This is a genomic window from Glutamicibacter sp. NPDC087344 (assembly GCF_044744225.1).
GTDB lineage: Bacteria > Actinomycetota > Actinomycetes > Actinomycetales > Micrococcaceae > Glutamicibacter.
In genome coordinates, this window is sequence record NZ_JBIUXY010000005.1 from 201,807 (window position 1) to 224,329 (window position 22,523).

Sequence of the window (22,523 nt, forward strand, 5' to 3'; positions counted from 1 at the left end):
TGCCCGTTTCACGGGCCAGATACTTTTTTGAGCGAATTGAGGAGCATTGATGACAGGCGTGGACTACGGAATCCTGTCCCCCACCTGGGCCGGAGGCCAAGCCGCCGAGTTGGCTTCCGATACGGCGTTTGTGCAGGCAATGCTGGACACCGAAGCGGCGTGGGTTCGGGTGCAGGCGGCCGCCGGGTTATGCCCGGAGCAGGAGGCGGAGGCTGTCGCCGCCGTGTCCCAGGCGGCGCGGTATGACCTATCCGAACTCGCATCCAAAACCCCCGACGGGGCCAACGCACTGATCCCGTTGCTGGGCATGATGCGCGCCCAGCTGGCGGCCGATGGCGCCCCGGCCTCAGCCGGGCGCAGCCTGCACCGCGGAGCCACCAGCCAGGACATCATCGACACCGCACTGGTGCTGGTCTTGCGGCGCGGGATCCTCGCGCTGCGTGAAAACCTGCGCACCGCCGCGCAAGGATTGGCCGGCCTGGCCCTGGAGCACCGGGACACCGTGTGCATTGCGCGTTCGCTGACCCAGCACGCGCTGCCCACCACGTTCGGATACAAGGCCGCCGCCTGGCTCAGTTCCCTGCTCGCCGCCGAACGCCAGCTGGGACTTGTGGCCGAGAGCCTGCCGCTGCAATGGGGCGGGGCCGTGGGCACGCTTGCCTCGCTGGACCAGTTCCTGGCCGATCACCGGGCGGAGGATCGCACCAGCGCCGCGCTGAGTTCAGCGCTCGCCACCGAGTTGTCGCTGCATGACCCGCAGCTGCCGTGGCACACCAACCGCCAGCCGATAGTGCAAGCCGGCAGCGCCCTGGCCGGTGTGATTGCCGCGCTGGGGACCTTCGGCGCGGATGTGCTCACCGCGTCCCGCCCCGAAATTGCCGAGCTGAACGAACCCCGCGAGGCCGGCAAGGGCGGCAGCTCGGCCATGCCGCAAAAACAGAACCCGGTGCGTTCGGTGCTGCTGCGCAACGCCGCTTTCAGCGCCCCTGGCCTGCTTTCCACCCTGTTCACCGCCGCGGGTACCGCGGTTGACGAACGCCCCGACGGCGGCTGGCATGCCGAGTGGCCCGCCCTGCGTGAACTGCTACGCCTGGCCGTCGGAGCCGCCGAACAGGCAGCGGTGCTAGCCGTCGGACTGCAGGTGAATACCGCAGCCTTGGACCGCAACCTGCGACTCGGCGGGGACGCGGTGCTCTCCGAACGCCTGGCGACCGTGCTTGCTCCGGTTGTCACCGGCGGAAAACCGGCCATCCAACAGCTGGTGCTCCGTTCGCTGTCCGACGGGGTATCGTTGCGCGAGCTGCTGCGTGCGGAAATCCCCCACGACCAGCTCACCGATGCCCAGCTCGATAACCTGCTGGACCCTGCCGGTTATCTCGGCTCAGCCATCCGCTTCACCGATGCCGTACTGGCCGACTACACCAATTGGAAGGAATCATGGCAATCCCGCAACTAACCCCCTCCCTGCTGCAGCAGAACTCCGAACTGCCAACGCTGATCCTCGGCCCTTCGCTGGGAACCTCCTCGCTGCACCTGTGGGGTCCGGCCGTGCCGTACCTGAAGGATCACTTCCAGCTGGTGGCGTGGGACCTGCCAGGCCACGGCGCCAGCAGCCCCTCCACCGAGGCTTTCAGCATGGCCGAACTGGCCCAGGGCGTGATCACCATGATCGCCGCCCTGCGGACCGACGGGGTCATCGCGCCAGGCGCCAAGCTCTACTACGCCGGGGTGTCCATCGGCGGGGCCACCGCCCTGCAGCTGGCGCATGATCATGCCGGGGTTTTCGATGCCCTGTCCGTGGTGTGCTCCGCGGCCAAAATTGGCACCCCCAAAGGGTGGAACGAACGCGCCGAACTGGTAGCTTCAGCTGGCACCCCGACCATGGTGGTCGGTTCCGCGCAGCGTTGGTTCGCCCCCGGGTTCATTGAGAAGGACGCTGTCACCTCCACCAACTTGCTGCATAACCTGCAGGATGCGGACCGTTTCTCCTACGCCCATGCCTGCGGCGCGTTAGCCGGGTTCGACCTGCGCGAGCAGCTGCCCGAGCTGCGTGATCCGCTGCTGGTCATCAACGGCGCGCAGGATCAGGTCTGCCCGCCGGCCGACGCCGAGTTCATTGCCCAGCATGCGCAAAATGCCGGCTTTGCCATCATTGACACCGTGGCCCATCTGGCCCCGGCCGAAGATCCGCAGGCCACCGCCGCGCTCCTTGCCGATTTTTTCTCCGCCAACTAGGAAGGCCAGATTTTTATGACTGACTCACAACGACTGCCCGGGGACACCTACGACGCCGGCATGGCCGTGCGCCGGGAAGTGCTCGGCAACGAGCACGTAGATAGGGCGACCAGCAGCTCCAACGAGTTCACCGATGAATTCCAGGAAATGATTACCCGTTTTGCGTGGGGCACCATCTGGACCCGCGATGGGCTGCCTCGCGTCACCCGCAGCGCCATCACGCTGACCGCGATGATCGCCGGCGGCTACTGGGAAGAGCTGGAAATGCATGTGCACGCGGCCCTGCGCAACGGCATGACCCCGGATGAGATCAAAGAGGTATTCCTGCAGTCGGCGATCTACTGCTCGGTTCCGGCGGCCAATGTCGCTTTCAAAATCGGCAAAAAGGTGCTCGCCGAATACGAGGAGCAGTCCTAAGTTCAGCGAACTGCGGCAAGCTCCAAATGCGGTTGCGCCTACGTAGCACTATCGAATATTCAGGCAGCTGAGCGTTTCTAGGCGGTTGTGACGGCGCGGTCGATGCTGACGATTAGGGCATTAACCCACACGATCGCGGAGTCAACGTCATGAGCCACGTCAAGCCCTTGAGCGGCTTCAGCATACAGCGTCTGCCAGTCTGGTCCTTCAACCACGGTTGGAGGCCAGAGGTGGGTGTTACGGTAATCGAATAGGCGCAGACATGTTGTTTTGATTTGCCTAAGGTCCAGCTGCTCGCGGTTTCCTAAAAGCTGCAAGTCAACTAGGTCTCTGGCACGCTCGCTGCCGGGGGCCGTAGAGGCATGGATTTTCTGTGCCACCTGATGCACCACGGGCACAACGGGGACAGGAGAAGGAGCTGGGAACCCCAGAGACGTGAACAGGTCGGCAAGATCTTGCGCAAGAATCGGCTCCGGGTTTTCAGCGTCCCCAATTTCATTGTGGCCTAGTTCGAATGACACGGTGCACCATGCTTTGCCCTTGTACGAGATTTTGATCTCGAAGGGCTTCATCACGTAGGCGGTTGGAACTCCTGCGGGCCTAGGTGCCTTTTTCTCTACCAAACGACCGGTGAATCCTTCCCATCCTTCGAGCAGGCGTTCTTCGAAGTCGCTTCGAAATTTCGACAACCCACTAGTGCGTGCCGCGTCCAGGTCTTTGGTGAACCGGGTCTGGGCGCCGTAGCGCAGCGCCATCGCGCTTCCGCCTTTAACAGAACATTCGGGAAGCAACTGGCCGACAATAACCAAAGCCATGGAGGTTCGGCGTCGGGTCACGAGCAGCTCTTCGCCTGTAAGGTTTCTCAACCGGTGATTGAGTGCAATGAGGCTGGCTGGTGGAGCTCGATAGCTCATGTGGACAGCTCCGTACGCACAAGTCGCCATTCCGCGGTGGTGAGCAAACCCTCCGCGCGAGCGTGAGCAGCCGCATCGTGCAGACGCGATGCGGGAATTCGCCCACGGCATTCTAGGAGTGCCTCGGCAACCGTTTGGGATCGTATTCCGTGGTAGCTGCTCACTGTGGTATCAGCCGGAGAACGGACAAGATCGATGAAAGTGGGTAAGTTTCTACGGATTCGTTGTGGTGTCCCCACGGTTATCTTGCGTGGATTCACGTCTGCCAAACCGAGCAGAGCAAGAACGGATTCTCCGCGTAGGTGCGAACCGTCCCCGACACGCAAGGTAGCTTCTGCGAACTGCTGATGTTCACCGGGAGGAATATCGGTGAACCGATAAAGTCGGTAGCCAGAGTGCTCCAACCCGCCTCTGGCTGCAAGTTTCGGCAGCTCCGCTGCTGGTACGCCAGCATCCATCGCATCGCCTACCGTCACGTAGCCATGATTGTCGTAGGCGATCTCTCGCAAAACGGATCGGTAGCTTCGTTTCATGTCATTACTATACCGTTATCGGTATAAAATTGACACGGATTTGGTTTGCCCAGACAGCCTCGTAGCCTCTCACTTAACACCGGTTTGTTGCCCTCTAGGAAAATCGAGGGTCAGGACGTTTGAAAGCCGACGCGAACACCACTTCCGACGAGTTTCGGCCTTCACTGCTCGTGACCCTGCGCAACGGTATGACCCCGGATGAGATCAAAGAGGTATTCCTGCAGTCGGCGATCTACTGCTCGGTTCCGGCGGCCAACGTCGCCTTCAAATCGGCAAAAAGGTGTTCGCCGAATACAAGGCAAACTAGCCTTTGGTGCTGGCGACCGGTGCGTGACTCACTGCTTACAGGCGAACCACGCACCGGTTTGATACCGCTAAACCCAGCGACTGCGCTTCATCGGTCTTCGCCGCTGCGCCGCCATTGCTCATGTGCGCTGTAATCGAAAACTTCCCAAGCTTCGGCCGCACCTACTGGTTTGACGGCGTCGGTGAACCAGAATGTTTCATCCGGATTCCACCCCGCAACAACTGTGGCCACGGTAGGACCAACCGGGATGCCCTCACCAGCGCCGGACAGGTAGGCACCTAGGCTCAGGTGAACACCGTCATAGTCCTGTGCGACCGATAACCAGTCAGGTTGGACCCATTGACCATCACGACCGGTGGTTTCGCACCAACATCCACGCATGGTGCCACTGACATCTAAAGGATAGCGCTGGCAAAGATTCGCCCAATCATCCGGTTCTGAGATCTCGAAGACCGGCTTGCTCTGCGCGATTTCCAACCGTTGGATTGTTGCTTGTTTCCACCCCAAGCCGTCTTCCACACAATCCAACCCCAAGGGTGCCAAACCTACCGGTCGCGAATAGCTTCGATACAGCCCGCCGGGCGGAGTAGACCACCACGAGTTGCTCATTACGTCGGACATTTCGCTTGTCAGATTCTTCCGATGCCGCAGTTCGTCCTGATGGACCCGCGTCTTCCATTCCTTCAGTTGGGAGTTTGCAGGTTCCATCCCCGGTTGCCAGGTGCCTTCAGAGTCTTCTCCACGCCACGAGACCATCCATTGCGCGCTAGCAGCAGCTTGCGTTCCCCACCCCGCGTAGCCTCCCATCGAAGCGACCTGCTCGGCGATCCCGCTCATTGCTTTACTCAGCAAAGGATCCGCGTAAAGCGTGTCCTGCCCGTCGGCGGCTTGCCAGTACATCGCCGATTCCACGGTCTCGACCAAAGCACTGCGCAACACCTCAGTGTCCAGCACACCATCGAATCTGAAGTCAGCGAACAACTGCGCAATTCGCTCCCTAGATTGCCACCAAGATTCATCGGTCAGCGGTGCCTCTGGTGCTGAAGATTTGGCACCCACAGTGAATCTTGTAGCCGGGTCTGATCGCTCAAATTCAATCCGATGTGACGCTTCAAAAATCTTGTGCCTCAAAAACTTGGCGGCGGGCGAATCACCCGCGGTGGACAGAAAGGCCAGTGCTCGCCGCCCCCTGCGTCCGTGCACCAACTTCTGCGCAAAATCCATCAGGGCGCTTCTCCTCGTCATTCTCCGTGACGCTACTTGTTCAAGCCGCATCAATTCTCGACGAAAACCTGAGCTTGGTTTTGACGACCTGCTCATACGATACTCCGACCGGCAAAGAAATATTTGCGACTTTTTGATATACATCAAATTACAATCTACGCATAGCTCTAGTGGATAAAAGACCAAGCAGATAGCTAAAAGCCACCTAGCCGATTATTGAGTTGAGATCAGGTCACCTCGACAACGGAGCAAATGAACCTGAAGGGATTGGGCTGTCACCCGATTGCGGCGCAGGAAAACTGGAGGAATTTCCCCGCGCTCATGAACCAACTACCAGATGAAGAGAATCACTGCCCCCATGAACGATGAATACGTTAAGAACTTGGCCTATCAGCTTCGCTGGCGCCGTATGCCTGAGGATGCCGTGGCGCGAACCCTTCGCGAAGTTCGTGCGCAGTCCATGGCAGCGCGAAGCACACCCCTTGAACTTTTCGGTCCGGAGAAAAGGTACTCCGAATCTTTCGCCAAAGGGCAAGCCATTTCTAAGGGATTCTGGATTATCACCTTTGCCGTTGCGACCTCGGTACTGCTGATTCTTGGCAGGGTGATCACAGCTTTAGTCACCTCCACTGAGTCAAACCCGCTGTTCAGCATTCTGATGCTTGTTGCCGCAGCGGCCATAGTTCTTATTGGTTCAGTTGTTGGTGCACTGGTTGATCACCGTATTCCCAAGGGCGTTGAATAAGTATGCATATACAGGTCTCGTCGGTGTCCAAACACTATGGCAAAGCGCATATCCTCAAGGACATCTCCTGCTCAATACCAGCTGGCCAAATTACCGGCCTCCTAGGACCCAATGGTTCGGGCAAATCCACGTTAATGCGAATGATCCTGGGGCTGGGAACGCCTGACTCCGGGACGATCCTTTTCGACGGTGTTCAGTACGCCGACCTGCCGAACCCGGGAGCCAGAATCGGTTCGCTGCTTGATGCGGCTGCTCGGCACCCGGGCCGAAATGTCCGGGACAGCTTCAGCCTTGCAGCAGGCATGCTCGGTGTCAGCAACGGACGCCGTGATGAAGTTATTGAACAGATGGGCCTGGGGTCAGTCACTAAACGACGATTCAAGTCCCTTTCACTGGGGATGCGCCAGCGAGTCGGGCTGGGGATTGCGATCCTTGGCCGCCCTCAGTGCCTGATCCTAGATGAGCCGGTGAACGGTTTGGACATCGAATCCATCAGCTGGCTACGTGGCTTGTTGACCAAATACGCTCAAGACGGAGGAAGCGTACTGGTTTCCAGCCATCTCCTACAGGAGCTGCAATCCTATGCGCATCGTGTGGTGATCATCGACCGCGGCAGCATTGCGACGGAATCCGCCTTGTCGGACCTTAACAACCCGAACGAACAGGTTAATGTCGAGGCCGATGAACCTGAGAGACTTGCAGCTCTATTGCGGGCTCATGGGTACTCCGTTGCGGATCATGCAGCTCCCGGGTGGCTCAAAGTTCAGGCCAGCAACCGGCAGGTAGCTCAGCTGGCCATGGAGCACAGGATCCTAATTACCTCACTGGGAGCGCAGCAGGAACATCAGCTAGAGGAAGCGTACCTGCGCCTGACACAGGGTGAATACAGCGTTGATCGGACGGAAGTAATAGACCTATGAGAACCACGGAAATACAAGAACGGCAATCATCCGTTGTTTCTCGGCCGTCGCTAGCCCGCTTGGTGGGACTGGAATTTCAAAAACTGACCACGGTCCGGTCCGGGCAGTCGGTGCTGTGGAGCATGTTGGGTGTCGGGCTGCTGCTGTCTCTGGGAATGTGTTGGGTGCTTATTCCCCAGAAAGAATCCGAGCTGTCCTTTTCCGTTGTCATGATGGCGTTTACCCTTTGCGCCGCTTTGGGAACCCCGATTCTCGGAATATTGATCTACACCTCGGATTGGCAGCATCGAGACATGCTGATGATTCTGACACTGGAGCCGCGACGGCATCGAATCTTCCTAGCAAAACTCCTTTCCTCCGTGCTCATCGGTGTAGCTCTCTGCGCAGCGTTCATCTTGACGGGATTAGCGGTTAGCCTCGGTCTAGCCGCTGCCTTTAGGCTGTCGTGGACGGCGCAAGGATCCATGGAGGTTCTCTCCATGCTGGTCGTGCTCTCCTTTGCTGGAGCGCTCAGCGGTGCGGCATTGGGCTCGGCCTTGTTATCAACCCCGCTGTCGATTGTCGTCGTGATTATCCAAGTCTTGCTCATCGACAATTTGCTGTTGTTACTGCCAGGTGGAATCGGCCCATTCTTCCAAACATCTTCAATGTCCAATTCCCTGATTGGTGATGGAAGCCCTGTTGCCGCGCTGTCCTCGTTTGCCCTGTGGGTGATCTTGCCCTTTGCCATCGGTTTCCTTCGCATGAGACATGCGGAGCCGCACTAACCGCCTCGGAGTCCAATGGCTGTGAAACGTTTCGTTGCCCGAAACTGACATCTGTGAATTGAGGTCCAGAGAATTTCACAAGTGCCTCGTCGGACATGAATTCACAAGAGGCTTCCCCCAGCGCACCCAAAAGACAGGACGGACGGTTTCCCCATCACCGACCAAACCATGACGACAACCAATGTCCCCGAACATTGCACAGTTCAATAGCTGCGGGGACACGCCACTTCGATGAGGTTTCCCGGTTCTCTCCATCCTTGACAGGTAGCGATAGCCTCCGCAGAGTCCGCGGAAAGGTTGACCATCATTTCCAATAGTCCTAGCTAAAGGAGCCTGCGGTAATGTATTGGTTCTGGCACATCAACCCGCGAGACAACCTTCCTCGGTCATCTGGTAAACGAATTTGGTCACGTACGATTGGATCTTCACGGCAAGGTTTTCGAGAACACTGAGAGGCTCCGGAACACATGGGTCGAGATCCCCTGCAGGGAAGCGTTTCGCTGCCGCAGTTAGAGGCAGTTATTGCGATTGTGGATCATGGATCGTTCACCGCGGCCGCAGAAGTCCTCGGGATCTCCCAGTCATCGCTTTCCCGACGTATCCACGCACTCGAACAGTCGTTGGCCCTTCCGGTCTTCGAACCTGTCGGCCGTGAAATGGCGCTCACCGATATCGGACGGAGTATCGTCCCATCCGCACGCCGCGCGCTAAGAGAAGTTGCGGCGATCGGTACCGTGGCATTCAACAAACGTTCATTGATCACTGGTTCGCTGCGTATTGCCGGACTGCCTTCATTGGTTGCCGGTGTGATGCCGGCGTATTTGGGCGAATTCCATCGTCAGCATCCCGGTATCCGTTTAGAAATCATCAGCGTCGAAGACCACGAGGAACTCGTCGAATCGTTGCGCCTGAACCGAGTTGACCTTGCGTTCGGTGTGAACCATCAGATCCCATCCGATCTGCTCAGCCGTTCCATCGGTGAGCAAAAGTTTGCGGCGGTCGTCGCACAAGACATGGATCTTGCATCGGGCGGCGAGCTAACGGTTGAGGCACTGAATTCGTTAACGTTGGTGACCCTTCCGCAAGGAACCTCGATACGGAAAATTACCGACGAGGTCTATCGGCGCTTCCATGCAACTGCTCCACGGATAATTACCACAACGCAACGAGACGCGTTGGTGAATCTCAGTGTTGCCATTGGCGGTATCACCTTCGTTCCCGAGCCCTTAGCCAACACGGCGAGTGTATCTGGGGGCAGGCAGCTTCAATTGGACCACTTGGCCACCAGAAAATTGGGTGTTTTCTACCGGGAGGCGGAAATCAGGAATCCCGCGCTGAGAGTTTTCCTTGAAAATCTTTGAGACTTGGGTCTCGACGATGCATAGGTTCCCTTTATTTACGGCGTTGATTCAAACTTCTATGCGTTCAGTGCATGAATCCGCGCGTCCAGTCTATTGGAAATGGACTCTCACACCGTGTTCAGCTGGAGTAGCTATTTAAATCTCACGTTGGGCAAGGACACACATGACTCTGGGGACGCCGCGGAAGCAAAGATCTGCCCATCGGCGACCCACAAGGTCGTGGAAACGCTGGGTTGGCCTCACGGCCATCGTTCTTGTTCTTTCGCTCGTGGCAGGTGTCGGACTACTGGTTGCACGCCTGCAAGGAAACATCACTACCTCCGAAATCAGGGTCTCCGAGGTCGATGTCCCCGACTCGAGCAAGGGTGTGAACATCCTGGTGTTGGGATCCGACAGTCGAGATTCCGAGTCGGCCAGTTTCGGCACGAACACCGGGACGCAACGTAGTGATTCAATGCTCCTGGTGCATCTGAGCGCGGACAATCAACGAATTGACGCAGTGCAGATTCCTCGCGATACCGTGATACAGCTTCCCGCCTGTGAAGATACCGGCTCCGGAGCCTACGCCGGTGGCCGTGGAATGATCAATTCTGCGCTCAATTATGGGCCGGCATGTTCAGTTGCCGCAGTGGAAGCGCTCACGGATGTACACGTGAACCACTTCATCATGCTTGATTTCGAAGGATTCATTTCCATTGTGGATGCCATGGACGGAATCAAGGTCTGCCTCGCTACTCCCCTTGTCGATTCCAAGGCAAAACTTGATCTCCCGGCCGGGCAGCAAACCCTGGGTGGGTACGACGCACTCGCCTTGGCCCGCACCCGGCATGCCATTGGGGATGGAAGCGACATCGCCAGGCTCGGGAATCAACAAATGGTGATGTCAGCAATCGTGCAGCGCGCAACCAGCAAGGAAGTCCTGTCTCGGCCAGACCGGCTGTATTCCTTCCTTGATGCCACTACTTCCTCGATGACCGTGGACCGCGGCCTCAGTTCAATCGCTGATCTGACATCATTGGCAGCCCGGGTGCAAGCCGTCCCGACAGATCAAATCACCTTCATGACGATGCCGAATCAACCGGCTCCCGAGAACCCCAACCGGGTGGTCCCCTCCGAAGATGCGTATGTCATTTTTGACCGAATTGCCCAAGGCAACCCGGTGAAGCTGACAACTGACAAACCCACCGAAGACACTGCCGAGGCTTCAAGCCCGGACGCAACCTTGCCATTCACCATTGTTAATGGGGCTAGGGTCAATGGGCTGGCCGCCCAATTTGCTCAAAGCGCCGCGGACCAGGGGTTCACTAATTCTTCGATCACAACTGCGGCCACCGCAGCAGATAAAACTCAGCTTCTCATTCCCGATGATGTCGATGCCCAGAAGTTTGCAACTGCCCTCGCACAAGCGCTTGAGCTCAAGATCAAACCTGTTGCAAGCGACGTCGAGACAACACAGTTGATCCTGGGCCAGGATTATCTTTCGTTGGTCAAGACGCCGGAGAAAGAAGTTAAGGCGACCAGCCGCAATGCGAATCAAAGCCTGTGCGGTTAGGCAAGCCGCTGCGGTTACTCGTCCAAGGATGGTGTGTCAGAAAACAAGATCTGAAGATCAGAAATCTGCAACAAGTTAACTAGATCTTTGTGTTCGCTGCAGGGCGGCGTTCTAGGATAAAAGCATGCGAATTGCCCTGCTTGATGATTACCATGACATTGCCCGGTCCTTGGCGGACTTTGACTCGCTCGCAGACCAATTAGGTGCCCAGATCACCGTGTTTACAGAGCATCTAGGTCACGAAGACGCAGCGGTAATAGAGGCTCTGCAGCCATTTGATGTCATCGTGGCGATGCGCGAACGTACACCTTTTCCTGCGTCGCGGTTGGCTGCCTTGCCCAACCTGAAGTTGTTGGTCACCACGGGACGACGCAACGGATCCATAGATCTTGACGCGGCCAAAAAGCACGGCATTGTGGTCAGCCACACCGGTTACAAGGCCACCGACGCTGCCGAACACACCTGGGCCCTGATCTTGGCCGCTGCGCGCAGGCTCGATGTCGAGCTGTTTTCTGCCGAACGGCCCCTCGCCCATCCCAGTGGTTGGCAAAGCACCCTCGGCACCGGGCTGTCAGGTAAGACCTTGGGTGTTTACGGTTTAGGAAACCTCGGCTCACGCGTAGCCAAAGTTGGGTTGGCCTTCGGTATGCGGGTCATTGCCTACAGCCAAAACCTCACCGCTGAACGCGCCGAGGAAGTCGGAGTTGAACTCGCTTCCGAGCAAGAGCTTTTTGCCAGCAGCGACGTGCTTTCGGTGCACCTGAAACTTTCGGAGCGCAGCACTGACCTCATTGGCGCCACCCAGTTCGCCTGGATGAAACCCGATGCGATTTTTGTGAACACTTCCCGCAGCAAGATCGTCCGGACCGAGGACTTGATCCAGGCCTTGGAAAACCAGCAGCTCTACCTGGCAGCCGTGGACGTATTTGATGTCGAGCCCTTGCCCGAGGCAGACCGGCTGACCAACACCCGCGGAGTCATCGCCACCCCGCACATCGGGTACGTCACCGCGGAACAGTTTGAGATCTTTTTCAGCGATGCAGTGGAAGACATCCGTGCGTGGGCCAGCGGCTCACCGATCAATGTGCTCCAGGCCTAGGCTGACCGTGTTTCGTGCTAGCTGAGCGGCTTTATTCTTTGTCCCAGCGGGACAAAGTAGTAGTGCAAGATTGCAACCACTGCGCCCCAGCTAGCACCGATCACCAGCCCAACCATCACGTCCGAGACCCAGTGGTGGCCAATGTAGATGCGGGAGGCGCCCATCGCCAACACAAACAGGGCGGTGATGCTGCCGATCAGGTAGGCATACCGGCGCAACCCGTAAACCACCGAAAGATAGGCCGCAATGCCGAGCAGCGCCGCGGCATTGAGTGTATGCCCACTGGGGAACGAGAAAGACTGCGGCGGTGCGGGACCACCGGGTACCCCATCTGGTCGTTGCACACTCAGCGAGGCTTTGAGAATCACGGTAATGAGGACGGAGCCGAGCGCGGTGAAGGCAATTGTGGCCAACGGCCACAGGTTTCGAACCCACCAGCACAACAGCGTTGCCAAGACCGCCATGGTGATCAACATGCCCGGCGTCGAACCCCACAGATACAAGCCGTAAGACACCGCATGCCAAAACGGCGTTTGATGTTCTAGCACCCACTGGTAGACCGGCGCGTCGACATCTCGCGCCCAGCCTCCAACCCGCACCGAAACAATCACGCGACGGGTGAAATAGAACATCACCACAATCAGTCCGAACACGATCCACAATATCTGCGCCGTTCGGGAACGTTGCCCAGGACGGAAAAACCAAGATGATCGCATGCCTTCCATCGTAGTCAACTGAACTATGGATACCTTGTCCCGTTGCTTGCGGGAGAATGGGAACATGACTATCAAGGTGTTGGCCGTAGGTAAAAAACATGAATCGTGGGTGGATGAAGGAATTTCCCGCTACGAAAAGCGACTGAAGAAGCCCTTTAATCTCTCGTGGCAGTTGCTGCCCCACTCTTCTCGTGAAAACGAGGCCGCCCGCGCCGAAGAATCGGTGCGGATCCTGAGCAAAATTGATGACCGCGATTTTGTGGTGCTGCTCGATGAACGCGGCAAAAACGTAGACTCCCCCGCACTGGCCAATACGCTGCGCACCCCCATCGATGCCTCGCGCAACGTCGTGATCATCATCGGAGGCGCCTACGGGGTCGATGCCTCGGTTCATGCCCGCGCTGATTTCGCATGGTCCCTGTCAAAGCTGGTTTTCCCGCATCAGCTGGTCCGCCTGATCCTCACCGAGCAGCTTTACCGTGCGCAAGACATCCTTGCCGGCGGGAAATATCACCATATTTAGCCCACCCCTTGACTTTCCGTCATGGAAACTAAAGACTTTCCGTAACGGAAAGTGAGTAACCATGAAATCTCGCAAAGCCCAACCCGACCGCCAAGACGCTTTACAGTTACTGGAATCGATCAGCCAGGACTCCTCCCAGATGGTCCGCGCCAGCGACAGTCCGCGCGGATTATTTACGTGTATTGCGGCACTGAGTTCCATCTGCCTGACCCTTATCCAGGCCTACCCGCCCCAGGGGTTCTGGCTCTTGCTGCTCTATGCGCCGCTGGCTGTGTGGTACTGGCTGTGGAAACGCAACCGGGCGCGTTCACGCTCCCTGGTGAATTCGGCCGACCTCTACGCCAGCTCCTATACGGGCTACTTTTTCCTCACCATCCTGCTGGTGAACTGCCTGCGATTCTGGGATGCAAGCCAGGTGGACGAACTCATCGCAAAAATCGTCGTGACCTTCATCGCCGCAATGTTCCTGTTGGCAAAACTCCGCGATTCCTACAACAAGTTCCGAGTCGAGGACAGCCATGGACAATCCCTCTGACCAGGCACGGTTCGACGAACTGATCCATGCACCACTGCGGCTACGCATTTGCGCAAGCCTCGCCCCGGTGCAGTGGGCGGATTTTTCGCTGCTCAAGCAGAATCTGGGGGTGGCCGATTCGGTGCTGAGCAAACACATCAAGCAATTGGCCGACGCGGAGTATGTCCGGGTTGAACGTTTCGCCAAACGGGGACACAGCCATCTGCGGGTCAGCCTCACCGAGGCCGGCCGTACAGCCTACGTGGGCCACGTTGCCGCCTTGCGGGAAATCACCGCTGGCGAAGGTTGATCCCACCCGTCGGTCTCAGAACGTAGGATCAATTCCATGAGTGATGTTTTGTCCCGGTTCGGTGTCGCCACCCAAAAGTGGTTCACCGACGTTTTTACCGCGCCAACCACCGCTCAGACCGGAGCCTGGGAGTCTATTTCCGACGGAAACCATACGCTGGTGATTGCCCCGACCGGATCGGGCAAAACCCTGGCCGCATTCCTCTGGGCGCTGGATCGGCTGCACCATGCAGAGCTTGAGGCTCCGGCGCTTCCCGGGCTGGAGCAGAATACCGATCATCCAACCGGCACCGGCACCAAGGTGCTGTACATCTCCCCGCTCAAAGCCCTGGGTGTGGACGTGGAGCGCAACCTGCGCTCACCGCTGGCCGGGATCCGCGCCACCGCCCACGACCTCGGGCTCTCGCAACCATCTGTCACCGTGGGGGTCCGCTCGGGTGATACCCCCACCAACGAGCGTCGCCAGCTTCTGCGTAATCCGCCGGACATCCTGATCACCACACCCGAGTCGCTCTACCTGATGTTGACCAGCCAGGCCCGCAGCACCCTCACCGAGGTGCACACCGTCATCATCGATGAGATCCACGCGATCGCCAGCACCAAACGCGGCACCCACCTAGCGCTGTCCCTAGAACGATTGGACAGCTTGCTGAGCACACCGGCTCAGCGTATCGGCCTGTCAGCCACCGTCGAGCCGCCCGAAGAGGTCGCACGGTTTTTGGCCGGTTCAGCCCCGGTGAATACCGTGCGCCCGGAATCAACCAAGCAGTGGGATCTGCAGGTGCAGGTCCCGGTCGAAGACATGACCGATCTGCCCTCCGCGGCCGCCGCACATGATCTGGGACCAGGCTCCTCCCCCGCCGCGTCGGCCAGCATCTGGCCGCACGTGGAAAACCAGCTGGTGGATTTGGTGCTGGCCAATCACTCGACCATCATCTTCGCCAACTCCCGGCGCCTGGCCGAACGGCTCACCGGCAGGCTGAATGAGATCTACGCCGAGCGCGAGGGTTTCGCGGTTCAGAACCCGCTTTCCTCCACCCCGGCGGTGATGATGGCGCAGGCCGGTTCCACCCAAGCCGCCAATCCCGAGGCGCCGCTGCTTGCCCGAGCCCACCACGGCTCGGTATCCAAGGATTCGCGCGCCCAGATTGAAGAGGACCTCAAGCTTGGCCGGCTGCGCGCGGTGGTAGCCACCAGTTCCCTGGAACTGGGAATCGATATGGGGCTGGTGGACCTGGTGATCCAGGTTGAATCCCCCAACTCGGTGTCCTCCGGGTTGCAACGAGTGGGCCGCGCCGGCCACCAGGTCGGCTCGGTTTCCCAAGGGATCTTTTTCCCCAAACACCGCGCAGACCTGCTCTCCACGGCGCTGGTGGTCACGCGAATGCGCCAGGGCGAAATTGAAAAGATGGTCATCCCCGCCAACCCGTTGGATGTGCTTGCCCAGCAGACCCTGGCCGCGGTGGCTCTTGAGGACCTGGACGTGGAAGCCTGGTTCGACACGGTGCGAAAGGCCGCGCCCTACCAGCAGCTGCCCCGCAGCGTATTTGTGGCAACACTGGACATGTTGGCCGGCAAGTACCCATCGGATGAATTCGCAACGCTGAAACCGCGGATGGTGTGGGACCGCGACGCGGGTATCCTCTCCGCACGCCCTGGAGCGCAGCGGCTGGCGGTCATTTCCGGCGGGACCATTCCGGACCGCGGATTGTTCGGGGTCTTCCTCGCGGGGTCGGAAGATGACAAAGCCCCCAAACGCGTCGGCGAGCTGGATGAAGAGATGGTGTACGAGTCCCGGGTCGGGGACGTGTTCGCCCTGGGTGCCACCAGCTGGCGGATCGAGGACATCACCCACGACCGGGTGCTGGTCACCCCGGCATTCGGCCAACCCGGCAAACTGCCGTTCTGGCACGGCGACGGGCTTGGCCGGCCGGTGGAGCTGGGAGCCGCGCTGGGAGAATTCACCACCGGTCTCCTCGCCCGCGAACGCACCGATGCCTCACAGGTGCTGGAAGCTTCCGGGCTGGATCCCTTTGCCTCCCAGAACCTGTTGAACTATCTGGAGGAGCAGCGCCAGGCCACCGGGCAGGTGCCCAACCACCAGAATTTTGTGGTTGAACGTTTCCACGACGAGCTCGGCGACTGGCGTGTCATCCTGCATTCGCCCTTCGGCCTGGCGGTGCACGCCCCCTGGGCGCTGGCCGTCGGCGCGCGGGTCCGTGAACGCTGGGGTTTGGATGCCTCGGCAATGGCGGCCGATGACGGGATTGTTTTGCGTATCCCCGCCATGGACGACCAGCCGCCGGGCGCGGAGCTTTTTGCCTTCGAGGCCGATGAGATTCTCGATGTGGTCACCGGCCAGGTCGCCAACTCCGCGCTGTTCGCTTCCCGCTTCCGTGAATGCGCCGCCCGCGCCCTGTTGCTGCCGCGGATCAACCCGACCAAACGCACCCCGCTGTGGCAACAGCGCCAGCGGGCCAGCCAACTGCTGGATGTCGCCCGCAACTACCCGGATTTTCCGATCATCTTGGAAACCGTGCGCGAGTGCCTGAACGACGTGTACGACCTTCCGGCGCTGCGCCAGATCCTGTCCCGCATCTCCTCGCGCGCCATCCGGATGGTGGAAGTCACCACGCAGCTGCCCTCGCCCTTCGCGCAATCATTGCTCTTCGGCTACGTGGCGCAGTTCCTCTACGAATCCGACGCCCCGCTGGCCGAGCGGCGCGCCGCCGCGCTGAGCCTCGACCCGGTATTGCTCGGTGAGCTGCTGGGCCGCAATGACGTCCGGGAGATCTTGGATTCCCAGGTCATCGCCCAGTTAGAACGCCAACTGCAGCATCTTGAGGCAAATCGGCGGTTTGCCGGGATGGAGGGAGCAGCCGACCTGTTGCGCCTGCTCGGACCATTAACCGCCGAGCAGCTGGCCGCCCGCCTGCGTGACCCGCTGGACGAACAGCAGTCCCTTGATCCGGCGGTTGCCCGCACCCACGCCGAATCCCTGGTCGCGACACGGCGTGCCTTCACCCTGCGGCTGGCCGGCCAGCTGGCCTATGCCGCCATTGAGGACGCCGCCAGACTGCGTGATGCGCTGGGCACCCCGCTGCCCACCGGCATTCCGGCCGCCTTTCTGGAACCCGCGGCCGCCCCCGTCGAGGACCTGGTCTCCCGTTACGCCCGCACCCATGCCCCGTTTACAGTCACCGAGATTGCCGGGGTCCTGGGTTTGGGTGTTGCGGTGCTGCGCCCGGTGCTGGATCAATTGGCGCATGCCGGGCGCCTCTCACTGGGTGCCTTCCGCCCGGTTGAGCTCATCCCGGAAGGCATCAGCGGGGATGAATACTGCGATGTCCAGGTGCTGCGCACCATCCGCACCCGCTCGCTGGCGGCCCTGCGCGCCGAGGTGGAGCCGGTCGACCAGCCTGCCTTCGCGCGATTCCTTCCGGCATGGCAACAAGTCGGGTCCCGCTTGGAGGGAAGCAACGGCGTGTACGAGGTGGTGATGCAGCTGGCAGGGGCCCAGATTCCCGCGTCCGCCCTCGAGTCCTTTGTCTTGCCCGCTAGGCTTCCCGGTTATCAATCCGCTTGGCTGGACGAGGTGACCAGTTCCGGGGACGTGCTGGTCTGCGGCGCCGGGGCGGCGGGCGGCAAGGACGGCTGGTTGTCGCTGCACACCGCAGAACACGCAACATTGAGCCTGCCGACCCCGGATCCGGCATCCTTGGACGCGCTGGCGCGCCGGGTGTTGGCGGCCTTCGAGCCCACCGGGGCCTACTTCGTGCAGGAAATCGCCGCTCGGCTCCAGCAGACCGAGGAACGTGCACCGCGCGAAGATGAGATTACCGAAGCCTGCTGGCAGCTGTTCTGGGCCGGGTTCATCTCACCCGATACCCTGGCGCCGGTGCGCGGTTACCTGGCCGGCGGAAGCACGGCGCACAAAATTGCCAAACCTGCGCCACGGGCCCGGGCCGCGCGGCTGAACCGGCTCTCCGGCCTCAGCCGCCTTGCCCGCGAACAGGCCGGCGGCCCGGTGGTGAGCACCCGGGGTTCGGCACGCTGGTCGCTGCTGCCCGAACCGGTGCAGGACCCCACCATCTACGCTCATGCCACCGCCGAAATCATGCTTGAACGGTACGGGGTGCTGACCCGCGGGTCGGTTGCCGCCGAGGCAGTGCCCGGAGGCTTCGGCGCGTTGTACCGGGTACTGTCCAAGCTGGAGGAGGCCGGGCATAGCCGACGCGGCTACTTCATTGAAAAGCTGGGCGCCGCCCAATTTTCCACCTCAAACACCATCGACAGGCTGCGGACCTTCCAGCTTCCCGATGATCCGCGTCGCCAGCCGGAAGCCGTGGTGCTGGCGTCAACCGACCCGGCGAATCCCTATGGGGCGGCGTTGCCTTGGCCACCGACCCAAACCGGGCACCGGCCGGGGCGCAAGGCCGGGGCCATTGTGGGACTGCTGGATGGCGAGCTGGTGTTGTATCTGGAACGCGGCGGACGCACCGTGCTGGCCTTCTGTGAGCCCGGCACCGAAGCCTGGAACCTGCTTGCAGCCAAACTGGTTGCCGTGCTGCGCCAAGCCACGGTGGAGAAGATCGCCATCGCCACCGTCAACGGAACCCCGGTGCAGGAGCATCCGGTGGCGGCCGCGCTGCTGGGTGCAGGATTTTATTCAACCCCGCAAGGTATCCGTTTCAGGCGTTAGCCTGGAGCCGAAAGGAGATCTCTGATGCCGGAAGGCGACTCGGTTTATCGGGCAACTGCCACGCTGCATCGCGCGCTGGCTGGACAAACCCTGCTGCGCTCGGATTTCCGTGTTCCCTCATTGGCCACGGTTGACCTGTCCGGCTACGCGGTGGCCGAAGTGGTTCCCCGGGGAAAACACCTGCTCATGAGGTTGCAGCCCCCGCTGACCCCGGACCCGGACTTCAGCCAACCGCCGTTGACCCTGCACTCGCACCTGCTGATGGAAGGCCGCTGGGATCTCTATCGTCCCGGTGAACGATTCAGGCGCCCGGCAAACACCGTCCGTGTCCTGCTCGCCTTCGCGGATCTCACTGCGGTCGGCTTCGACATCGCCCAGGTCAAGCTCGTTCCCACCGCCGAAGAAGCGGACCTCGTCGGCCACCTGGGACCGGATCTGCTCGGCGCGAACTGGGATGCAGTCCAAGCCGCCGCGAACTTCCGGGACCATCCGCACCGTGGGATCGGCGAGGCGTTGCTGGACCAGCGGCTGATGGCCGGGGTGGGGAACATTTACCGCAGTGAAATCCTTTTCCTCACCCGCTTGCACCCGCTAACCGCGGTGGGAGACATTGTGCAGCTTGAGAAGGTCATCGAGATGGCGCACCGGTTGCTGGTCGTCAACAAGGACCGCGGCCGTCGCGTGACCACCGGCCTGGCCCGCACCCGTGAACCCTATTGGGTGTACGGGCGCACCGGCAAACCCTGCCTGCGCTGCGGCGCCAAGGTTGAGGTTCTGCGGATCGCCGCCCAGGATTCGGAGTTGCAACGAGACTGCTTCTTCTGCCCGCACTGCCAATCGGCCGCGAACTAGCAGCGGCCATGGCCAGCTTGTAAAGATGAAAGAATGGGAGCCATGGTCATGGTTTCTCCCCTTCCCGTCCGCAACGGCGTCAATGCCACCCGTCTGCACCTGCCGCGCACCGGGCCGTGGAGCACCGTAGCCGACTACCTGCTGGACCGTTTTGGGCATGTGGACCCCGAGGGTATCCTGCGTCGTTTCGATGAGGGAGAGATTGTGGGTCTGGGCGGTGTAGCGCTGAGCCGACAAACCGCCCTCGGGGAACACGAGTTCATCTGGTATTACCGATCCTTGCCCAAGGAAGCCCCGATCCCCTTCCAGGCACCCATCCTGCATCAAGATGAACACCTGCTGGTGGTGGACAAACCGCATTTCCTGCCCACCACCCCGGGAGGAAAATTCATCCAAGAATCAGCGCTGGTGCGGTTGCGTAATCAAACCGGAATCGATGACCTGGTTCCCATGCACCGGCTGGACCGGGCCACCGCCGGGGTGATCCTCTTCGCGGTTAATCCTGCGACCCGTGGCGCCTATCAGATGCTGTTTGAGCGTCGTGAAATCAGCAAACGCTACAAGGCAGTGGTGGCGCTGAGCCCCGGCGACGGGCTTGAAACCGGTCGAGTGCTTCAAGCCGACGGGAAACCCGAGGTGGTGCGCACCCCCGAGCAACTGCGCCTTTTGTTGGACGATATGCCAATGACCTACGAAAATCGGATGTCCAAGGTCAAGGGCCAGCTGCGTTCGGTGGTGCAGGAGGGCGCACCGAACGCGCAGACGTTAATCAACGTTGAATCGATCGGCCGCAGCACAGGTTTTCATGCCGGGACCGAAGTGGCCCTGATGGATCTGGAACCGCATTCGGGCAAAACCCATCAGCTGCGCATCCACCTGGCTTCGCTGGGCCTGGGAATCATCAATGATGCGTTTTACCCGCGGTTGTGGGACCTGGCCCCGGATGACTACAACCGGCCGTTGCAGCTGCTGGCGCACAGTATTTCGTTTATCGACCCGCTCACGGGCCAAGCGCGGAGTTTCAGTTCGTCACAAAACCTGCGCGAGGCGCCAGGAGCCTGAAAACTCTTCTCAAATTGGCGCATTTATCCTAGGCTGTTGCTCACCGACGCAAAGGATGGTGCGCCCATGTCCCAGGCCCAGCCCAATATGCAGCTGCTCACGCTGGTGGGTTCCGCCCAGCGGGCCCTCGCCGAGTCCGCTCGCCAACCGACATTCGAGCTTCCCTACGCCAAACCCGACCGGCGGCCCAACCCCTCGGTTGAGGTTTTCGACAAGGCGCGTGCCGGGCTGTTTGGACTGGCCGGGGTGCTTTTGCTGGCTACTTCTCTGGCCTTCGGAACAGTTCTGGGTGGACGTTTACCCTCGAACCTGCTGGATACCGGGCTGGTCCACGCAGTGCTCTGGCCGCTGATTGCCATCGCGCTGATCGGCAGCGCAGCCTACAGCGCCCTGCCCCATCAGCTTTCCTCCCGCCGGCAACGAGCAGTGAGTGTGTATGCACTCAGCAGCGCGGCGCTGATGAGTTGCGCGCTCACCCTGGCCTCCGGGTTCCTGCTCTGGACCGCCTCGGTACTTTCCTTGGTGGCGACCGTCATCGCGTTGTACGGTGTGCATCAGCTGAACCTTCATACGGCCCGCAACCGGGTTGAACGTATTGCCACGGATATGCCGTTGGGATTTTTTGCCGGTTTCTCCCTGGTGTACACACTCCAGTTATTTTTCGCCGCCGCCGGGTTCAATGACCCGAGCCATGCGCTTGCGGTGTCGCTCTTCGCGGTGGCCGCCACGGTGCCGGCCGCCGTGTTCGCCCATTCCGAACGCGGGCGTCACGCCCTGGCCAGCGGGTTCGCCCTAGCCATGGTTGCCGCGGCGTTCCAGGGATGGCTGGCTGGTTCGACGCCCTTGTGGGTCAGCATGCTGTGGGTGTTCCTGGCCATCGTGGTATTGATCTGCGCGGAGAACCGCCGCTTCCAGGTCAGCCATGCCGAACACCGGGTCAATGCGGGTAAGGAGCTGGATTTCTAGGCCCCTTGCCCCTCCCGGGGTTCCTAGCGTGGTGCCATGCGGATGGCGCCGTCGAGCCGAATCGTTTCCCCATTGAGCATCGGGTTCGCCACAATATGCTCAACGAGGGCCGCGTATTCCTCCGGACGTCCGAGCCGCGAGGGATGCGGCACCTGCGCACCCAGCGAGTCCTGCGCCGCCTGGGGCAGGCCTGCCATCATGGGTGTGTGGAAGATCCCCGGGGCAATCGTCATCACCCGGATCTGATGCTGCGCCAATTCCCTGGCCAGCGGCAAGGTCATGGCCGCCACCGCCCCCTTGGAGGCGGCGTAGGCAGGTTGCCCAATCTGCCCGTCAAAAGCCGCCACCGAGGCGGTATTGATGATCACGCCACGCTCGGCGGTGCCCTGCGCATCAATCAACGATTCGCTGTGGGCAATCAGTTCGGCGCCCAGGCGGATCACGTTGAACGTTCCGTTGACGTTGATTTCCAAGACCTTTGCGAACTTTTCCAAAGGCAGCACCCCGTCTCGGCCCAGCACCTTGCCCGGGGTCGCGACCCCGGCGCAATTCACCAGCACGCGTAGCTGGCCAAGTTCACGCACACGCTCCATCACGTCGGCAACTTGCCCGCCGCTGGTCACATCCGCCGGGGCGTATCGCACATTGGCGCCGATGGCCGCCGCCGTGGCGTCCCCGTCTTCGTGGGGCAAATCCATCACCACCACATGTTTGGCTTGGGCCGCCAACCGCTGAGCGGTGGCCCGGCCCAAGCCCGACAGCCCTCCGGTGACCAGTGCAAGCGAATCCTCTAGTTGCATGCCAA

At 60.4% G+C, this 22,523-nt stretch carries 22 protein-coding genes; 17 read left to right on the forward strand and 5 right to left on the reverse strand.

From position 1 onward, the window contains the following. The first annotated feature begins 49 nt into the window (after positions 1 to 49). Genes ACIOWL_RS11010 through pcaC form a run of 3 tightly spaced genes read left to right on the forward strand, consistent with a single transcriptional unit; the run spans position 50 to position 2,652 of the window. Positions 50 to 1,456, forward strand: a complete 1,407-nt coding sequence (locus ACIOWL_RS11010; protein WP_400384701.1) for a lyase family protein — start codon at positions 50 to 52, stop codon at positions 1,454 to 1,456. Next, on the forward strand, positions 1,438 to 2,235 hold the full coding sequence (locus tag ACIOWL_RS11015) for an alpha/beta fold hydrolase (RefSeq protein ID WP_400384703.1): 798 nt from the start codon (positions 1,438 to 1,440) through the stop codon (positions 2,233 to 2,235). Before ACIOWL_RS11010 ends, ACIOWL_RS11015 begins: the two co-directional genes overlap by 19 nt. 15 nt (positions 2,236 to 2,250) lie before the next feature. Next, a complete protein-coding gene (gene pcaC, locus ACIOWL_RS11020; protein WP_400384705.1) occupies positions 2,251 to 2,652 on the forward strand; it encodes a 4-carboxymuconolactone decarboxylase in 402 nt (133 codons plus the stop codon). 77 nt (positions 2,653 to 2,729) lie between these two features. Here pcaC and ACIOWL_RS11025 read toward each other — a convergent pair whose 3' ends face one another. Both ACIOWL_RS11025 and ACIOWL_RS11030 read right to left on the reverse strand, forming a co-directional pair. After that, positions 2,730 to 3,488 carry a nucleotidyl transferase AbiEii/AbiGii toxin family protein gene (locus ACIOWL_RS11025; RefSeq protein WP_400384707.1) on the reverse strand — a complete coding sequence of 253 codons (759 nt, stop codon included), beginning with the start codon at positions 3,486 to 3,488 and terminating at the stop codon, positions 2,730 to 2,732. A gap of 74 nt (positions 3,489 to 3,562) precedes the next feature. Further along, positions 3,563 to 4,099 carry a hypothetical protein gene (locus tag ACIOWL_RS11030; RefSeq protein WP_400384709.1) on the reverse strand — a complete coding sequence of 179 codons (537 nt, stop codon included), beginning with the start codon at positions 4,097 to 4,099 and terminating at the stop codon, positions 3,563 to 3,565. A gap of 188 nt (positions 4,100 to 4,287) precedes the next feature. Between ACIOWL_RS11030 and ACIOWL_RS11035 the strand changes: the two genes are divergently transcribed. Beyond that, positions 4,288 to 4,539, forward strand: coding sequence for a hypothetical protein (locus ACIOWL_RS11035; protein WP_400385120.1), 252 nt, complete (start codon positions 4,288 to 4,290; stop codon positions 4,537 to 4,539). Here ACIOWL_RS11035 and ACIOWL_RS11040 read toward each other — a convergent pair. Further along, a complete protein-coding gene (locus ACIOWL_RS11040) occupies positions 4,494 to 5,774 on the reverse strand; it encodes a hypothetical protein (RefSeq protein ID WP_400384711.1) in 1,281 nt (426 codons plus the stop codon). The genes ACIOWL_RS11035 and ACIOWL_RS11040 overlap by 46 nt on opposite strands. A 214-nt stretch (positions 5,775 to 5,988) precedes the next feature. On the opposite strand from ACIOWL_RS11040, the gene ACIOWL_RS11045 reads away from it, so the two are divergent. The 6 genes from ACIOWL_RS11045 (at position 5,989) to ACIOWL_RS11070 (ending at position 12,074) form a co-directional block, all read left to right on the forward strand. Further along, complete coding sequence (locus tag ACIOWL_RS11045) at positions 5,989 to 6,375, forward strand: hypothetical protein (RefSeq protein WP_400384713.1); 387 nt, start codon at positions 5,989 to 5,991, stop codon at positions 6,373 to 6,375. A 23-nt stretch (positions 6,376 to 6,398) separates the two neighbouring features. Next, on the forward strand, positions 6,399 to 7,295 hold the full coding sequence (locus ACIOWL_RS11050; RefSeq protein ID WP_400384715.1) for an ATP-binding cassette domain-containing protein: 897 nt from the start codon (positions 6,399 to 6,401) through the stop codon (positions 7,293 to 7,295). Continuing rightward, positions 7,292 to 8,062, forward strand: a complete 771-nt coding sequence (locus ACIOWL_RS11055; RefSeq protein ID WP_400384717.1) for a hypothetical protein — start codon at positions 7,292 to 7,294, stop codon at positions 8,060 to 8,062. The genes ACIOWL_RS11050 and ACIOWL_RS11055 overlap by 4 nt, the downstream gene beginning before the upstream one ends. 467 nt (positions 8,063 to 8,529) lie before the next feature. After that, positions 8,530 to 9,423, forward strand: coding sequence for a LysR family transcriptional regulator (locus tag ACIOWL_RS11060; protein WP_400384719.1), 894 nt, complete (start codon positions 8,530 to 8,532; stop codon positions 9,421 to 9,423). A gap of 268 nt (positions 9,424 to 9,691) precedes the next feature. Next, positions 9,692 to 10,975 (forward strand): LCP family protein, encoded by a 1,284-nt coding sequence (locus tag ACIOWL_RS11065; RefSeq protein WP_400384721.1) that lies wholly within the window; start codon positions 9,692 to 9,694, stop codon positions 10,973 to 10,975. A 124-nt stretch (positions 10,976 to 11,099) separates the two neighbouring features. Beyond that, positions 11,100 to 12,074 (forward strand): D-2-hydroxyacid dehydrogenase family protein, encoded by a 975-nt coding sequence (locus ACIOWL_RS11070; protein ID WP_400384722.1) that lies wholly within the window; start codon positions 11,100 to 11,102, stop codon positions 12,072 to 12,074. 17 nt (positions 12,075 to 12,091) lie between these two features. Here ACIOWL_RS11070 and ACIOWL_RS11075 read toward each other — a convergent pair whose 3' ends face one another. Then, positions 12,092 to 12,727: a phosphatase PAP2 family protein gene (locus tag ACIOWL_RS11075; RefSeq protein ID WP_400384724.1), complete on the reverse strand. Its 636-nt coding sequence runs from the start codon at positions 12,725 to 12,727 to the stop codon at positions 12,092 to 12,094. A gap of 127 nt (positions 12,728 to 12,854) precedes the next feature. Between ACIOWL_RS11075 and ACIOWL_RS11080 the strand changes: the two genes are divergently transcribed. The 7 genes from ACIOWL_RS11080 to ACIOWL_RS11110 all read left to right on the forward strand — a co-directional run bounded on the left by ACIOWL_RS11080 (position 12,855) and on the right by ACIOWL_RS11110 (position 21,718). Then, complete coding sequence (locus ACIOWL_RS11080; RefSeq protein WP_400384726.1) at positions 12,855 to 13,313, forward strand: 23S rRNA (pseudouridine(1915)-N(3))-methyltransferase RlmH; 459 nt, start codon at positions 12,855 to 12,857, stop codon at positions 13,311 to 13,313. Positions 13,314 to 13,374: 61 nt separating this feature from the next. Further along, the gene (locus ACIOWL_RS11085) at positions 13,375 to 13,848 is read left to right on the forward strand and encodes a hypothetical protein (RefSeq protein ID WP_400384728.1); all 474 of its coding nucleotides are present in this window, start codon (positions 13,375 to 13,377) and stop codon (positions 13,846 to 13,848) included. Further along, complete coding sequence (locus ACIOWL_RS11090; protein ID WP_400384730.1) at positions 13,832 to 14,137, forward strand: transcriptional regulator; 306 nt, start codon at positions 13,832 to 13,834, stop codon at positions 14,135 to 14,137. Before ACIOWL_RS11085 ends, ACIOWL_RS11090 begins: the two co-directional genes overlap by 17 nt. A 36-nt stretch (positions 14,138 to 14,173) precedes the next feature. Next, the gene (locus tag ACIOWL_RS11095; RefSeq protein ID WP_400384732.1) at positions 14,174 to 18,838 is read left to right on the forward strand and encodes an ATP-dependent helicase; all 4,665 of its coding nucleotides are present in this window, start codon (positions 14,174 to 14,176) and stop codon (positions 18,836 to 18,838) included. A gap of 24 nt (positions 18,839 to 18,862) precedes the next feature. Beyond that, positions 18,863 to 19,690, forward strand: a complete 828-nt coding sequence (locus ACIOWL_RS11100; protein WP_400384734.1) for a DNA-formamidopyrimidine glycosylase family protein — start codon at positions 18,863 to 18,865, stop codon at positions 19,688 to 19,690. A 48-nt stretch (positions 19,691 to 19,738) separates the two neighbouring features. Beyond that, positions 19,739 to 20,752 carry a pseudouridine synthase gene (locus ACIOWL_RS11105; RefSeq protein WP_400385123.1) on the forward strand — a complete coding sequence of 338 codons (1,014 nt, stop codon included), beginning with the start codon at positions 19,739 to 19,741 and terminating at the stop codon, positions 20,750 to 20,752. A gap of 66 nt (positions 20,753 to 20,818) precedes the next feature. Beyond that, positions 20,819 to 21,718 carry a hypothetical protein gene (locus ACIOWL_RS11110; protein ID WP_400384736.1) on the forward strand — a complete coding sequence of 300 codons (900 nt, stop codon included), beginning with the start codon at positions 20,819 to 20,821 and terminating at the stop codon, positions 21,716 to 21,718. Between the two features lie 23 nt (positions 21,719 to 21,741). Here the strand turns inward: ACIOWL_RS11110 and ACIOWL_RS11115 are convergent, their stop codons facing one another. Continuing rightward, on the reverse strand, positions 21,742 to 22,518 hold the full coding sequence (locus ACIOWL_RS11115) for an SDR family NAD(P)-dependent oxidoreductase (RefSeq protein WP_400384740.1): 777 nt from the start codon (positions 22,516 to 22,518) through the stop codon (positions 21,742 to 21,744). Positions 22,519 to 22,523 lie beyond the last annotated feature (5 nt).

Excerpts from the sequence above, each read along its gene's own strand:
- ACIOWL_RS11070 (WP_400384722.1), top strand. The coding sequence starts at position 11,100 with ATGCGAATTGCCCTGCTTGATGATTACCATGACATTGCCCGGTCCTTG.
- ACIOWL_RS11015 (WP_400384703.1), top strand. The coding sequence starts at position 1,438 with ATGGCAATCCCGCAACTAACCCCCTCCCTGCTGCAGCAGAACTCCGAA.
- ACIOWL_RS11040 (WP_400384711.1), bottom strand. The coding sequence starts at position 5,774 with ATGTATATCAAAAAGTCGCAAATATTTCTTTGCCGGTCGGAGTATCGT.
- pcaC (WP_400384705.1), top strand. The coding sequence starts at position 2,251 with ATGACTGACTCACAACGACTGCCCGGGGACACCTACGACGCCGGCATG.
- ACIOWL_RS11100 (WP_400384734.1), top strand. The coding sequence starts at position 18,863 with ATGCCGGAAGGCGACTCGGTTTATCGGGCAACTGCCACGCTGCATCGC.
- ACIOWL_RS11030 (WP_400384709.1), bottom strand. The coding sequence starts at position 4,099 with ATGAAACGAAGCTACCGATCCGTTTTGCGAGAGATCGCCTACGACAAT.
- ACIOWL_RS11090 (WP_400384730.1), top strand. The coding sequence starts at position 13,832 with ATGGACAATCCCTCTGACCAGGCACGGTTCGACGAACTGATCCATGCA.
- ACIOWL_RS11105 (WP_400385123.1), top strand. The coding sequence starts at position 19,739 with ATGGTTTCTCCCCTTCCCGTCCGCAACGGCGTCAATGCCACCCGTCTG.
- ACIOWL_RS11055 (WP_400384717.1), top strand. The coding sequence starts at position 7,292 with ATGAGAACCACGGAAATACAAGAACGGCAATCATCCGTTGTTTCTCGG.
- ACIOWL_RS11045 (WP_400384713.1), top strand. The coding sequence starts at position 5,989 with ATGAACGATGAATACGTTAAGAACTTGGCCTATCAGCTTCGCTGGCGC.
- ACIOWL_RS11080 (WP_400384726.1), top strand. The coding sequence starts at position 12,855 with ATGACTATCAAGGTGTTGGCCGTAGGTAAAAAACATGAATCGTGGGTG.
- ACIOWL_RS11010 (WP_400384701.1), top strand. The coding sequence starts at position 50 with ATGACAGGCGTGGACTACGGAATCCTGTCCCCCACCTGGGCCGGAGGC.
- ACIOWL_RS11115 (WP_400384740.1), bottom strand. The coding sequence starts at position 22,518 with ATGCAACTAGAGGATTCGCTTGCACTGGTCACCGGAGGGCTGTCGGGC.
- ACIOWL_RS11085 (WP_400384728.1), top strand. The coding sequence starts at position 13,375 with ATGAAATCTCGCAAAGCCCAACCCGACCGCCAAGACGCTTTACAGTTA.
- ACIOWL_RS11035 (WP_400385120.1), top strand. The coding sequence starts at position 4,288 with ATGACCCCGGATGAGATCAAAGAGGTATTCCTGCAGTCGGCGATCTAC.
- ACIOWL_RS11110 (WP_400384736.1), top strand. The coding sequence starts at position 20,819 with ATGTCCCAGGCCCAGCCCAATATGCAGCTGCTCACGCTGGTGGGTTCC.
- ACIOWL_RS11060 (WP_400384719.1), top strand. The coding sequence starts at position 8,530 with ATGGGTCGAGATCCCCTGCAGGGAAGCGTTTCGCTGCCGCAGTTAGAG.
- ACIOWL_RS11095 (WP_400384732.1), top strand. The coding sequence starts at position 14,174 with ATGAGTGATGTTTTGTCCCGGTTCGGTGTCGCCACCCAAAAGTGGTTC.